We start from the raw sequence: 14,799 nt of genomic DNA, 5'->3' as shown, positions 1-14,799 counted from the left end.
GCTTCTTCAATTTTTTCTTCTTTCACACAAAGTGCAAATCGGATATAACCTTCGCCATTACTACCAAAAATCGTTCCCGGTGTAATGAAAATTGATTTCTCGTATAATATTTTATCAATAAAATCTTCTGCTGATGCAATTCCTGCCGGCAACTTTGCCCAAACAAATAATCCAACTCCTTCTTTATATACTTCACAACCCAATTTCTCAGCTAGTTTCTCGGTCAAAACTCTTCTTTTACGATAGATCTTATTCATGTCTTCAAACCAGGATTTGTCGCTATTCAAAGCTGCAACAGCTCCTTTCTGAATTCCATAAAACATTCCGCTGTCCATGTTACTTTTCACTTTTAGAACCGCATCGATTAACGCTGCATTTCCTAAAACCATTCCAACTCTCCAGCCTGCCATATTGAAAGTTTTACTTAACGAATTCAATTCTAATGCAACGTCTTTAGCACCTTCCACTTGCAACAAACTCATTGGTTTATCATTCAAAACAAAACTATATGGATTGTCATTGATTAACAAGATGCTATGTTTTTTAGCAAAAGCAACTAATTTCGAAAACAATTCCAAACTTCCTCTGGCTCCTGTTGGCATGTGTGGATATCCCAACCACATGATTTTTATTTTTGATAAATCTAATTTCTCTAAAGCTTCAAAATCAGGTTCCCAATTATTAGCTTCTGTCAAATCATAATAAACGGGTACAGCACCAACCAAATTTGTAACTGAAGTATAAGTCGGATAACCCGGATTCGGAATCAAAACTTGATCTCCTTCGTTCAAAAAAGCCATTGAAATATGCATGATTCCTTCTTTTGAACCAATTAATGGCAAAATTTCAACCGCAGGATCTAAAGAAACTCCGTAATTATTTTGATAAAAATCAGCCATTCCTTTTCTAAGTTCCGGCAATCCCTGATAACTTTGATATTGGTGTGCATTTTCATCCTGCATTGCCGAAACTACAGCATCAACAACTGCTTGCGATGGCTTTAAATCCGGACTTCCAATTCCCATATTGATAATCGGTTTTCCCTCAGCGGCTAACTGACGAACTTCTCTCAATTTGGATGAGAAGTAATATTCTTCAACTATATTTAAACGATTGGCTAGTGTAATCATGACTTTTATTATTGAGCTTTCAGCTTTCAGCTTTGAGCTTTTGACTTTAAAATTTTAACTTTCTTTATGGTCTGGTATTTTTGTATTCTCCTAAAACTTTAAAATACTCCGCCATAATTTCTAATAATGATTTTGCTTTGGCATAATCTTCGTATTTTTCGAAAGTAACATCCACAAAAAAGGAATATTTCCAAGGAGTCTCAATTTTGGGCAAAGACTGAATTTTGGTTAAATTCAATTTGCAATCGCTCATTACATTCAAAACAGCTGCCAAACTTCCCCGTTTATGATCCAATTCAAATTTGATTGACGCTCTGTTAATTTCACTTTCAGGTACAAAATGATTTTCTCTGTTAATAATCACAAAACGAGTCATATTATTATTTATCGTTTGGATTTCAGGAGCCAGAATTTCCAGATCATACATCTCAGAAGCTGTTTTACTAGCAATAGCCGCAATCCCTTTTAGCTGTTTTTCATGAATTCTTCTGGCGGTTTCGGCAGTATCTTTATCTTCAACTAATTTGATATTTGGATATTTTTTCAAAAACTCCATACATTGTAATAATGCCATTGGATGAGAATGTACCTCCAGAATATCTTCTATTTTTTGACCTTTCAAAGCCATTAAATTTTGGTGAATATATAAATAATGTTCCCCTATAATATGTAAATTGTTTTTGTCAATTAAAGCGTAATTCGGAATAATTGGCCCCGCAATAGAATTCTCAATTGCCATCACCGCCTGATCTGATTTTCCGGACAATAAACTGGATACTAATTCCTCAAAAGACATGCATTCATCAACGCTCACTTTTGAATCATAATATTCCTTAACCACTTGATGGTGGAAAGATCCTTTTATTCCTTGTATTGCAATTTTCGTTTTCATTAGGTCAAAAAAAAATCCTGATTTTCATCAGGATTGTATATTAGTTTAATTTGTTTTTTTAAGCTTTCAAATAACCATAGCACAATCCTTTACTTCCTAAAGAAGAAATAAAAAGAGTTGCTAAAATAAAAACGGTTATAAGACATTGTGTTGTTTGTGTTTCAATTATTTGATGCAAATGTAAAACATATTTTGAGTCGGACAAAATAAAAAATATTTTTTATGTAACAAAAAAAGATTTCTTTGTTAAAGCAGTTTTTTATTTTCTATTTCATAAAAAAGACGCTTTTTGAATGAGTAAAATTATTGATTCACAAACAAAAAACAAAACCAAAACCTTCAATTTTAATCAAGAAACACTGTTTTTAAAATCTTTTGCTCCTAAATAATTATAAAAAACGATGGCTTTTCGATAACTTTAAGAGTTGTTATAACCGCGTGAGTGATGGAAGCTGGCTACCGAAGTAGCGCGGACAGCACGACAGCTTCCTGATAAAAGAGCAAATAAACACAAAGTTAAATAGCTCTTTTATCAGGAAGGTGGCACGCCCCAATAAACTTTGGAATTCTGATTATATTTTATTCAACGTTTTTACTATTCCAGTTTTTACCTTCAGAAATTCGGGTTACTACTAGGGAACAAACCACATCGCCATTGGAGTTCAGCAAAGTCGCTATTGGATCGACTAAGGTTCCTATAATCATTGCGGCCGGTAATGCTTGTTCCATTGGAAAACCATAAACTGTTATGGCAAGAACCTCTCCGATATATCCACCGTTTGGGATGCCTCCTTCGACGACGGATACTATTATTGTGATCCCGATTGCAACTAATAAGTTATATGGATCGAAAAAATCCTTACCAAATAAAGAGAAAATCACAACAATTTTGACGATTGAGGACATACTTGAGCCGTCCTTATGCAGTGGTGCTCCCAACGGAATTACGAGATTTCGAATATGGCTTGGAACATTCATTTGCTCCGCTGCTTCGAGGTTGGCGGGAATGGTTGCAATACTACTGCAGGTTCCTACCGCAGTAAAAGAAGCTGTTATGTTGTTTTTCCAAAATATATTGAGACCTTGTTTTCCTCCCGCAAACAAAGCATACAAACTAAAAAATACAATGAAGTAAAAAGTGCAGACTGCGTAATACAATCCCAGCGGTTTTGCGTATGCACCAAACAATTGAGGACCAAAAACACCTACTTGATGCGCAAAATAAGCTCCAAGGCCAATTGGTGCCAGTTTCATGATGATATGTAACAACTGTTTCATTACTTCGTTGCCCGAGTTAAGAAATCTCGCAAAATCTTTCCCTTTTTCGCCCGAGTGCAAAGTTGAAAAACCGATCAGAAATGAAAAAATTATGAGTGCTAGCATGTTTTTTCGGGACAATATCTCAAAGAAATCATTGACCGTTACCAATTGTGTTATTTGAGAACCTGTGCTGGTTTCTTCAAGTGTTTCCAAGGCGACTTTTGATATAACTATGTCTTGATGAATTGGAAAAAGTACTACGGCAATAATCATTACAATAGCCGAAATGATAACCGTTACCAGAAATACTCCTAAAACGATCGCGAAAAGCTTTCCGAGTTTTTCGGTTTTTTGCAAATTGGCAATTGAGGATGCAATGGTAAAAAAAACCAGCGGAATGATTGCTGTGAAAAGTAAATTCAGAAATATATCTCCTAGAGGTTTTATGATTTCTACATCATTTCCATAAATTAAACCTAAGACACTACCGACGATTATGCCGCCGAGGAGTAAAAGAAGACTGCTGTAATTTTTCAAAATACTGCCTGATTGGTTATTTCCCATGATGATTTAATTTATTTGTAAATATAAATAATTCGACGCAAATACTTGATATTCCTGTAATTATAAACACCTTTACCCTCAGCAACCACAAAAAACTACAAGCTTAGCTAACTTTGAGTTAATTTTTCAAAAACAATGAATAAAAGTTTTTTCTGTTTACTTTTGCAACAAATAAAATGGTATGTCAATAGAAGTAAAAAACATTTCGAAAAGTTACGGCACACAAAAAGCATTAGACAATATTTCTTTTTCTGTTAAAAAAGGAGAAATTGTTGGTTTTCTGGGCCCTAACGGTGCTGGAAAATCGACTTTGATGAAAATTCTAACTACCTATCTGCATGCTGATAGTGGCGAGGCTGTTGTGAATGGTTTTGATGTGAGCAGTGAGGAAAAATCAGTACAGCTCTCTATTGGTTATCTGCCGGAACACAATCCGTTGTATTTGGACTTATATGTTAGAGAATATTTGGCCTTTAATGCAGATGTTTATAAAGTTGCTAAATCCAGAATTGAAGAAGTGATTCAGCTTACTGGTTTGCAGTCTGAGAGTCATAAAAAAATTGGGCAATTATCTAAAGGATATCGCCAACGTGTAGGATTAGCAAATGCTTTATTGCACAATCCTGATGTTTTGATTTTGGACGAACCAACAACTGGTTTAGATCCAAATCAATTGGTCGAGATTAGAAACGTGATTAAAAATGTGGGAAAAGACAAAACCGTTTTCCTCTCAACACATATTATGCAGGAAGTTGAAGCAATTTGTGACCGCGTTATTATAATTGACAAAGGACACATCGTTGCCGATAAAAAACTAGACAACTTAATCTCTGCTAATAAAGAACAAGTAATCGAAGTTGAATTTGACAAAAGAGTAGAAGAAGAACTTGTCGCTCAAATTCCACATGTAAAATCTTTCAGAAATACACAAGGATTTTCATGGGAATTGACTTTTGTTTGCGACAAAGATATGCGTTCTACTGTTTTTGATTTTGCTTATGATAATGGTTTGAAAACTTTACAACTCAACCAAAAAAATAAAAATCTGGAAGCAGTTTTTAGAGAAATCACAAAATAATAAATTACAGTAATTATGAAAAGGCTCGTTTAAACAATTTAAACGAGCCTTTTTTACATTGATTTATTTTCACAAATCCAGCTTACATTTATTTAAATAAATTAAAAAGAACCACAAGTATTACCAGAAAAAGTTGCTCCGGCTCCACCTGTAACATCTGCTTTAACTGCTGATGCAGCAAGAGTGGCAATTGTATAAGGAGGTGTAAAAGCAGTACCTTTTCCAGTTTTATTTCCTGTTGTATTAGTAAAAATATTGTTACTTTCAACAGTAATCGCAGTCAAACCTGTCATCAAATTAATTGGTTCATTAACATTTTCAAAAACACTGCTTGTTACACGGATATTAGCTTCAAAACCAGCTGCAATACATTTGTTACTAACAGAACTATTGAAATAGCTATTTACAATATGTATTTTTCCAAAACGAACTCTTGGCATTCTTTCTCTACAACCACTAGCCCACCAACAACGTGCAAAAGTAATATTTAACAAACCTCTGTCTCCTGTTGCACTATCACTAGATCCAATTAAATTTGAATATCTATGATCGTCTGAACCTCCTGAACCTCCAGCTTTTGGCGCTTTCAGGTAAGTAAATTTGGTGTACGAAACTGTAATATAATTTGACTTGTTTTTAATGTCAAAATTACCATCTACTCCGTCTCTAAATTCGCAGTGATCAACCCATACGTTTTGACAATCGTCTAAAGTTGCGTTATCCCAACCATCCGTATCATAAGCGCCTGGACCTTCAAATATTAAATTTCTAATAATAATATTTGTACATCTTTTGATGTATATAATTCCTGAATTTGCTTTTGTTTGATCTGTAGATACCAATTTTGCGCCACTTGCACCATAAATAGTTTTACCTGATTGATCTTGAAAAGATAATCTTCCAGTAGAAGTGGCTGGAATAGTAATTGTTCCTGAAACTTTTATCACTTTTACATTGGTGTTTTCAATTGCAGCTTTCAATTGCGCGTAGGTGGTTACAACAGTTTCTGCAGCAGTTCCTCCTCCTTTCGTACCTCCATTCTGAGATGCCCATCCAGGAACCGCAGCACAATCTCCTACTTTCGCAGTAAGATTACTTGTTGTAATTGTAGTTTCAGTTTCATTTTCTGCAGTACTTTGTTCTGCCTGCGGCGTTGTTGTTTCGTCATTTGTACAACTTACGAAATTCATTCCAGCAGCTAGTAACAGAGCTGCTAATTTTAATTTGTTGTTCATAATTTAAAATTTTTAGTTTGGTTAAATAATTATGTAAATATCTTTTTAAACTATTTTAAAAACATTGAACAAGTTCAATGAATCGGAAATATTTTTTTTTAATTATATGAAAATTAAAATATTACCGTTTAATAAGTGTATTCTTAATCATAACTATTACGAAGCAGTTTAAAACCTACAAAAGACTAACTAAACAACCAACAATCATTATGTACAATTTACTAAGACAAAATATTGAACGGAAAATACCCCTTTCCGACGCCGATTGGAAGGCAATTGTAGATAAAATTAAATTTGTTAAACTCAAAAAAAACACGTTTTTACAAGTTCAAGATTCAAACAATGCACATGAGGTATTTATTTTAAAAGGAGCTTTTAAAACCTACATTCTAAATGAAAATGGTACAGAAAGCGTTCTGTTTTTTTCTTTTGAAGACGAGTGGATCTGTGATATCGAATGTTTTTACCACCAAAAACCAACGAAATACAATATACAAGCTATTGAGGATAGTGAGATAGTACTTATCGACAAGACCAATAAAATGTCCCTTTTTGAACAAGTTCCCAAATTGATTCAATTATATATTGCACTATTAGAAAAAAACAATAATCACATAGAAGAAAGACTTTTGGATACGCTAAATAAGACATCAAAACAAAGATATCTGGACTTCACAAAAAAATATTCGCATAAAACAAACAAGATAAATAACAAAAATCTGTCTTCTTATTTAGGTGTTTCTCACGAATTCCTATCTAAAATAAAAAAGACAGTTTGAAGTATTTTAATTACATAAGTATGAAAAAGCCCATTTATTCAGTAAAAATGGGCTTTCGCTTTTTATTTCATTAATGACTTTATATAGATTGTAAACAATAATGACAAAACTATTGCCGACAATCGAACTGCATTTTTCACAAAAACACTATTAATATTTAATGATGGCAAATTAGATTTTGCTTTAAAAAAGAAGTCTATCAATTTTTTATAATCCAATAAAATTAAAAACAAAACTCCAATCGTCAACAGAACTGATTGTGTTAAGGCACCAGCATTCATCTGATAAAAAATATTAATTAAAGTTAAATTAAGAAGCAGTGAAAATAAAATTACAGCACCAATTAGTAATGTTCTGCGATACAATAATAAATAACCTCCAATAATTTGTATAAGTGCTATTATAATCCCGAAACTATGTGAATGTCCAAAATAAAACCATGTTAACCATTCTCCGGTTTGTTGATTCATTGGCATACTCGAAATCTCTGTTGGTACAATAAACTGAAGCCCGTAAAATTTTTTCCATCCAAAACTAACAATATTAAAAGCAATACAATATCGAATCGAACTATATAAAAAACCATATGTTTTTAGTGAATTGATTTTTTGTTTACGCTCCAAATATTGCCATAAAAAAGGAAACAGTAAGCCAATTAATAACGAAATCCCAACTAACGAAAAAACGAATATTGGAGGTAACCAAGGAATATTCCCTCCATTGCCAAGTGTAAGTAATAAAGCTGAAAGTTCAAGTCCAAAAATTAAACAGGCCCAAAATTTCTTTCCAAATGAATTTGATTGTTCTAACATCGCGTCTTTATTTGAATTAATATTCGACAAATTTGAATATTAATCAAACACCAAGTGTTCCGATGTATGCAGTCGAACGTAATTAAAGCTCTTTTTCGGCTAAACTTATATTTAGTTTTACAAAATCAGTTGGTGACAAACCAGTAAGCTTTTTGAAAGTAGTATTAAAAGTAGTTTTGGAATTAAATCCTGATTCATAAGCAATTCCTAAAATATTTAATTGATTGTATTTTGTTGACAACAATAAATTTTTAGCCTCTTCAATACGATGCTTATTTATAAAATTATAAAAATTATCACCATACAATTCATTAATTACAAACGAAGTCTCATTGCAACTAGCATTCAGTTTTTGAGCCAATTTTGGCAAACTCAAATCATTTTCTAAGTATACTCTTTCCAAACTCATTATTGCCTGCAACTTTTTATCCAATTCATTCAAACAACTTTCTGAAACCCGTTTTGGAGTCTCTTTTTTGTCTATTTTAATAGTAGACAAATCGCTTAGTTCATTTTTACTGAAATCAAACACTTCTTTTTGCTGCAACGAAAAATAACCCAGAAAAAAAACACTAAATAGATATATGAAAGGCGTGAATTCAATCAAACTTTTTAAATTGAAAAAGATGAGATTGAACCAAGCGACTACAATAAATAACAAAATCAATAAAAAATATTTTAGCCAGGAAAGATCAATTTCTTCGGTTGAGGATGAAATTTTATGTAGGTTTTTCAAGTGATTTTGTAATCTTCTAAATGATAAACACCAATAAATTACAGCCTGAATAGGTAACGCCGTTTGCAGAATAAAAAACACAACTCTGCCGACAGCATAACTGAATTCAATATTTTTTCCTGTTATAAAAAAAGGAAATCTGAAAAGAAAAAAAATTAGAAAAGGCAGAAAATGCCATAAAATTTTCTTGTCAAATTTTTTCTGCAAAGATGTAAAATATAAAATACTAATGTACAGAAATGGAGCCGTTAAGAATCTTATCAAACCAATCATCTCGAAAAGATTGGGGTGATTTAATTGTACTTTTTGATAAAATAAAGGTATTTCAAGAATAGCCAAACCGAGTGTGACAACAAATAATCCGAGGTATTTATTAGCAATTCCATTTACTTTTCGGGAATGAGCAAGAAGCAAAAAGCCTAACAAAAATGCCGCTCCAGAAGTAATACCCAAGAGAATTGGAAAATTCAACATATCGAAAATTATTTATTTTACACTAATCTCTAGAAACAATCTCAAACATAAAGCAGTTTATCTCTTACATCCGAAAACAATTATTGCAATCCCAAGTCCAAAAGACACTGCTTCATTTCTTCAATAACAATTTGGATATCTTTTTCATTCGTTCTCCAATTAACAAACGAAGCACGAATTCCTTTTCTATTTTGATAAACTGTAGGTGTCATAAACACTTTTCCGGTGTCATTGAGACGAGTCAAAAACAAACTCACCTTTTCCTGATTATGCTCTCCGGCCAAAGTAAAGCAAACATTATTAAGACGAGTTGGAGCCAACAATTCGAAATTTTCATTTTGAACCATAAAAGCATCAAACTGCAACGCTCTTGCAATACTATTTTCTACCATATCCTGAAATCCCTGCTTCCCGTACGCAACAAGCGAAAACCAAACTGGCAAAGCTTTTAAACGTCTTGAATTCTCAGGCAAAAAATTTAAGTAGTTAAAGTTCTCCAATGGATCTCCCAAATACGGAGCATTCGAATTTTGAAAGGTTTCAACCTGAAGATTTTTATGCTCCTCTTTTATCAAATAAAAAGCACTTTCGTAAGGAACATTTAGCCATTTGTGGCAGTCAATGGTAATACTGTCTGCGTTTTCCCAGCCGTTAACCAAGTGTTTATACTTTGGAGAACAAGCCGCAAAACCGCCAAAAGCAGCATCAATATGCCACCAAAAATTATATTTTTCTTTGAGTTCTGAAATCGCTGCAAAATCATCAAAATCAGCTGTATTTACTGTTGCTGCGCTTGATATTAAAATAAAAGGCTGACTGCTTAATGCGATTATTTTTTGTTCTAAATCAGAAATATCAATAGCTTCCCGATTGCCTTCGATTGTTTTTATTTTGGTGAAATTTTGACTTCCGATTCCCAGCATAGCCAGACATTTTATTGAAGAAGAATGAGGAGTTGCTGTCAAAATATTTATAGGAGTTGTGATTCCGTTTTTAGCAAAATCATGTCCTAATTGTTTTCCATACCATTGTCTTGCTACCGCCAAAGAAGTAAAATTTGACATTGTAGCACCGGTTACAAATCCACCTAAAAATGATTTTGGCAAACCTAATAACTGCAATAATAAATTAATGGTTTCTAATTCTATCAAAGCCGAAACACCTCCCTGGGCATTTGTTGCCTGCGCATTTGGATCATAAATAGTAGTAAGCCAATCTCCTGCAATTGATGCTGGTGTTGCACCCCCCGTTACAAAACCCCAATATCTGGGACCTGCCTGGGAAACTAGTAAAGGAGCCAAACGCTGCTTAAATATTTCCAAAGCGGGCAATGATCCTAATCCAGATTCATTTAAAATACTGTTTGTAGTTATGCTGTTTCGAGTTGAAGTTGGAACTGTATCGATAGAACTGAGAAAATCAATTCCGTGTTGCTTTACTTGCTCAAGAATATTTTCAATATCCTGTAAATCACGCTGAAGAGTTGGATTCATTTCAATTTTAGTTAGAAAATTTAATTTTCAAATACACTTAATTATCGTTTTTTACATAAAAAATCATTCCTTTCAGTTGATTATTCACTCTACTTTAAAATCACCTTCCAAACCATTTTCGGCATGTGAAGCAATCCAGAATTTAAAATCGCCAGGCTCTACTTTTAGTTCCATTTTGTCATTATAAAAAGCTAAATCTGAGATAGGAATTGAGAATTGTACCGTTTTCGATTCCTTTGACCTTAATTCTATTTGCTGAAAATCTTTAAGTTCTCTAATTGGCCTAACAATACTTCCGGTTATATCGCGAACATACAGTTGAACTGTTTCAGTTCCGGTCGTATTTCCTGTGTTGGTAATAGTTGCTGAAACCGACAATTTCTCATTATTCTTTAGTGTTGTTTTTTCGATTTTTAAATTATCGTATGAAAAAGTCGTATAACTCAATCCGAATCCAAAAGGGTATTGTGGTTCATAACCAGCATCAAGATAATGAGAATTATTTCCTAAAGAACTTTGCCAGGCTTCAATAGGAATATCCTGAATGGCTACAAAAGTTTTAGGATCTGCTGGTCTTCCTGTATTTGGATGGTTGTAATAAATCGGAATCTGACCTACTTCTTTTGGCCATGTTACTGGCAGTTTTCCGGATGGATTTACTATTCCCAAAAGCACATCAGCGATTGCTGGACCAGCCATTGTTCCTGGGTGCCAAGCCATAACCAGGGCATTTATTTTTGGCAAAACAGCTCCCAAAGTTATCGGTCTTCCTGCCATTATCACTAATACAATTGGCTTTCCTGTTTTTTGTAATTCCCCTATTAATTTTTCCTGCAAACCCGGCAAATTTATATTAGCTCTTGAATGTGCTTCGCCAGAAAGAATCGCTTCTTCTCCACCAAAAAACAAAATAACATCTGCTTTTTTGGCTTGATTGATTGCAGTTTCAAAACCTTCTTCAGACAACGATCTGCTATGCGAAAGTCCTGAAGCATAAAACACATTGTTCTCTCCAAAACTACTTTGTAATGCTTTTAGGGGAGTTTGTGAATCTTCTTTTTTACCATCAAAAATCCAAGTTCCTAATTGTTCTCTTGCGGCATCTGCCAATGGCCCAATTACAGCTATTTTTTGATTTGATTTTAATGGTAATAATTGATTTTCATTTTTTAATAAAACACAGCTTTTACTAGCGGCTATTTTGGAAGTTTGCAAAGCATCTGCAGTTAATAATGAAAACTTTTCGCGGTCTTTAAAATACGGATTTTCAAAAACTCCTGCTCTAAATTTAATTCGAAGAATATTGCGAACCATTTCGTCTAATTGCTTTTCAGAAATTTTATTTTCAGCAATCAAATTTTTTAAATGATTAGCATATGATAAACTGGTCATTTCCATATCAAGACCCGCAGAAGCTGACTTAAATGCTGCATCTTTTTCATCTGCTGCAAATCCATGCGGAATCATTTCTGTAACGGAATTCCAGTCACTCACCACAAATCCGTCATATTTCCATTCTTCTCTCAGAACTTTTTTTAACAAAAATTGATTCCCGGAGGCAGGAATTCCGTTAAGATCATTAAAAGAACTCATAAACGTAGCAGCCCCAGCTTTTGCAACAGCCTCAAAAGGTTTCAGATAAATATTTCGAAGTAATGATTCTGACATACTCACCGTATTATAATCCCTTCCGCCTTCAGTTGCGCCATAGGCTGCGAAATGTTTAGCACAAGCCAAAATTTGGCCAGGGACTGCAGGATCATTACCTTGAAAACCTTTTACATAAGCCAATCCTAATCTCGAAGCCAATAAAGGATCTTCTCCTGGTGATTCGGCAATTCGTCCCCAACGGGCATCTCTGGCGATATCGACCATCGGAGCAAATGTCCAGTTAATACATCTTGAATAGGATTCATTCGCTGCAATTTTGGATGTTTTCTCCACTAATTCCATATCCCAGGAAGCAGCTAATCCCAACGGAATTGGGAAAATGGTTTTGTAACCATGAATGACATCCCTGCCAAACAATAATGGAATATGGTTCGGACTTTCCTCGACAGCAATTTTCTGTAATTCCAAAACAAGACTAGGTTCAGTAAGGTTTAAAACAGAGCCAACTAAGCCTTTTCGAACTTCATTTTTAAGCTCTTCAGACAGTCCTTTGCTTCGGCTTGAAGTTCCTTTTAGGCAGGCTTGACCAATTTTTTGATCGATGGTCATGCTCTTTATAATCTTGTCAATTTTTTTCTCAATCTGTTTATTTGATTCTTGACCATAAGAATTTAAGAATATCCAAAAAGAAACCAATGAATATAAAACATGTTTTGCAGTTAACGTTTTCAATAGCAGAGATTTTTTAATTTAAACATGATACTTTACGACAAAAAAAGAAGCCACAAAAACTGGCTTCCTAAAATATCCCATACTTTTTTGTGAAAAAATGAGAACTCGTAAATATAAATATTTTTTAACTAAATCTCTCTTACAAATCTGCTGTTTTTAAAAATATTCGTGATATTATTTAGCTTTTTGGCAAAGGCGCTCCAACTGCAATATCACAGCGGTGCCCTGCTTGTCCATGTGGTGGATTCATCCCTTCTGGAGTTTCAGCATTTGCTGAACTTGTAGATAGTAATGCCGGAACTGGAGACTGTACTGTAATATTTTTACTTACTTCTCCTGAAGATGGTGCAGTTGTTGTTGCTGTAGTAGCTGCTGCTGCAGGTTTTGAATTTAGTGGCGCTCCAACTGGAATATCACAACGGTGATTAGGTTGTCCGTGAGGAGGGTTCATCCCTTTTGAAGTTACGTTTTTTACTGTTACAGGTTGTGTTACAATTTGTGGTTGCATTTGAACCTGATTTGGCTGAGGAGTTGTTGTTCCGTTCGCTGAAGAATTCAAAGGTGCTCCAACAGGAATATCGCATCTATGATTGGGTTGTCCGTGTGCGGGATTTACACCGGCAGCCACTGATGGTGTTCCCACAGCGTTATTTTCATGAAATAAATTATGCTGTGATGGAGCAGGTTGCTGCTTAGTTTGCGCTGTAACAACGGTTTGCTGCGTAAAAGGTGTGATTACTTTTGGTAAGGTTTTAGCCTTTTCATCTTCGTTATTTCTACAAGAACCTAGTGTAATTGCAGCGGCTAAAAAGGTATAATAAATGGATCTCATGGGGACAATCTTATGATATTAAAAATCAAATATAATGTTTTAATAGCAAGTTCTCAAATAGGTTTATTAGTTAACAATTATTAGCAATTCAACTTCTTTAGCAAGCAACATATATTAACAAAACAACCGCTGATTTAAAGAAAATAGTTCCTATTATTAAACAAAAAAACCAGCCTAATAGAGACTGGTTGTTATAGAAAAGATTGACCAAGTTTTAAAAAACCTGACTCGCTATCTGTCTGATATTTTCTGATTTTCCCATTGAATAATAATGTAAAACAGGAACTCCGGCAGCTTTCAATTCGATTGATTGCTGAATAGCCCATTCTACTCCTACCTGACGAATCTCTGCATTGTTTTTGCATTTTTCAACAGCATTTATCAAATCTTCTGGTAAATCAATGCGGAAAATTTGAGGTAAAATTTGCAAATGTTTTTGCACTGCAATTGGTTTTATTCCTGGAATAATAGGAACTGTAATTCCCATTTCTCTGGCTTTTTTTACAAATTCAAAATATTTAGCATTGTCAAAAAACATTTGAGTTACTACATAATCGGCTCCAGCATCTACTTTTTCTTTCAGCCTTTTCAAATCGGTTGTCAAAGAAGGAGACTCCAAATGTTTCTCAGGATAACCTGCGACTCCAATACAAAAATCAGCTTTGTTATCAACATCCATTACATCGTGCAAATACTTTCCGTTATTTAATTGATTGATTTGAGCAACTAAATCGGCAGCATAATTATTTCCTCCTGCTTTCGGAACAAAAGACTGCTCGTCTTTCATTGCATCACCACGAAGTGCCATGACATTATTGATTCCAAGATAATGACAATCTACCAACATATATTCGGTTTCTTCTTTAGTAAAACCCCCACAAAGCAAGTGTGGCACGGTATCTACCTGGTATTTATGTTTAATAGAAGCACAAATCCCCAAAGTTCCAGGACGCATTCTGGTCAATTTTTTATCCAATAATCCGTTGCCTTTATCTACATAAATATACTCTTCACGTGAAGTTGTTACATCTATAAACGGCGGTTTAAATTCCATTAACGGATCGATATTATCGTATAATTCCTGAATGCTTTTCCCTTTCTGTGGTGGAATAATTTCGAAAGAGAATAATGTTTTCCCTTTGGCTGCTTCTATATGTTCTGTTACTTTCAT

Annotated in this window: 12 protein-coding genes; 2 read left to right on the top strand and 10 right to left on the bottom strand. The window is 34.1% G+C overall.

From position 1 onward, the window contains the following. The 3 genes from VLC96_RS15155 to VLC96_RS15145 form a co-directional block, all read right to left on the bottom strand. Nucleotides 1-1,130: pyridoxal phosphate-dependent aminotransferase (locus VLC96_RS15155; RefSeq protein ID WP_325264242.1), on the bottom strand; the 1,130-nt coding region annotated here is incomplete at its 3' end. Between the two features lie 64 nt (nucleotides 1,131-1,194). Next, on the bottom strand, nucleotides 1,195-2,022 hold the full coding sequence (locus tag VLC96_RS15150; RefSeq protein ID WP_325264240.1) for a prephenate dehydratase: 828 nt from the start codon (nucleotides 2,020-2,022) through the stop codon (nucleotides 1,195-1,197). 579 nt (nucleotides 2,023-2,601) lie between these two features. Then, nucleotides 2,602-3,846, bottom strand: a complete 1,245-nt coding sequence (locus VLC96_RS15145) for a dicarboxylate/amino acid:cation symporter (protein ID WP_325264238.1) — start codon at nucleotides 3,844-3,846, stop codon at nucleotides 2,602-2,604. A 181-nt stretch (nucleotides 3,847-4,027) separates the two neighbouring features. On the opposite strand from VLC96_RS15145, the gene gldA reads away from it, so the two are divergent. Continuing rightward, nucleotides 4,028-4,924 carry a gliding motility-associated ABC transporter ATP-binding subunit GldA gene (gene gldA, locus VLC96_RS15140; RefSeq protein ID WP_325264237.1) on the top strand — a complete coding sequence of 299 codons (897 nt, stop codon included), beginning with the start codon at nucleotides 4,028-4,030 and terminating at the stop codon, nucleotides 4,922-4,924. Nucleotides 4,925-5,025: 101 nt separating this feature from the next. Here the strand turns inward: gldA and VLC96_RS15135 are convergent, their stop codons facing one another. After that, a complete protein-coding gene (locus VLC96_RS15135; RefSeq protein ID WP_325264236.1) occupies nucleotides 5,026-6,159 on the bottom strand; it encodes a pectate lyase family protein in 1,134 nt (377 codons plus the stop codon). Nucleotides 6,160-6,368: 209 nt separating this feature from the next. Here VLC96_RS15135 and VLC96_RS15130 point away from each other — a divergent pair, with 209 nt between their 5' ends. Next, nucleotides 6,369-6,938, top strand: coding sequence for a Crp/Fnr family transcriptional regulator (locus VLC96_RS15130; RefSeq protein ID WP_325264235.1), 570 nt, complete (start codon nucleotides 6,369-6,371; stop codon nucleotides 6,936-6,938). A gap of 62 nt (nucleotides 6,939-7,000) precedes the next feature. On the opposite strand, the gene VLC96_RS15125 is transcribed toward VLC96_RS15130, so the two are convergent. The 6 genes from VLC96_RS15125 to metF form a co-directional block, all read right to left on the bottom strand. After that, nucleotides 7,001-7,750, bottom strand: coding sequence for a hypothetical protein (locus tag VLC96_RS15125; RefSeq protein WP_325264233.1), 750 nt, complete (start codon nucleotides 7,748-7,750; stop codon nucleotides 7,001-7,003). 82 nt (nucleotides 7,751-7,832) lie between these two features. Continuing rightward, the gene (locus VLC96_RS15120; protein ID WP_325264232.1) at nucleotides 7,833-8,960 is read right to left on the bottom strand and encodes a helix-turn-helix domain-containing protein; all 1,128 of its coding nucleotides are present in this window, start codon (nucleotides 8,958-8,960) and stop codon (nucleotides 7,833-7,835) included. An 80-nt stretch (nucleotides 8,961-9,040) separates the two neighbouring features. Next, the gene (locus tag VLC96_RS15115; RefSeq protein WP_325264230.1) at nucleotides 9,041-10,453 is read right to left on the bottom strand and encodes a pyridoxal phosphate-dependent decarboxylase family protein; all 1,413 of its coding nucleotides are present in this window, start codon (nucleotides 10,451-10,453) and stop codon (nucleotides 9,041-9,043) included. Nucleotides 10,454-10,537: 84 nt separating this feature from the next. Then, entirely contained in the window at nucleotides 10,538-12,796 is a 2,259-nt protein-coding gene (bglX, locus tag VLC96_RS15110) for a beta-glucosidase BglX (protein WP_325264228.1), read from the bottom strand. Nucleotides 12,797-12,974: 178 nt separating this feature from the next. Then, nucleotides 12,975-13,628: a hypothetical protein gene (locus tag VLC96_RS15105; RefSeq protein WP_325264227.1), complete on the bottom strand. Its 654-nt coding sequence runs from the start codon at nucleotides 13,626-13,628 to the stop codon at nucleotides 12,975-12,977. 214 nt (nucleotides 13,629-13,842) lie between these two features. Further along, a partial coding sequence (gene metF, locus VLC96_RS15100; protein WP_325264225.1) for a methylenetetrahydrofolate reductase [NAD(P)H] occupies nucleotides 13,843-14,799 on the bottom strand: 957 nt, incomplete at its 5' end.

The sequence above is a fragment of the Flavobacterium sp. genome, from assembly GCF_035456085.1.
Taxonomy (GTDB): domain Bacteria; phylum Bacteroidota; class Bacteroidia; order Flavobacteriales; family Flavobacteriaceae; genus Flavobacterium.
The sequence above is the reverse complement of the archived record's forward strand: the minus strand, read 5'-3'. Positions and strand labels throughout refer to the sequence as shown.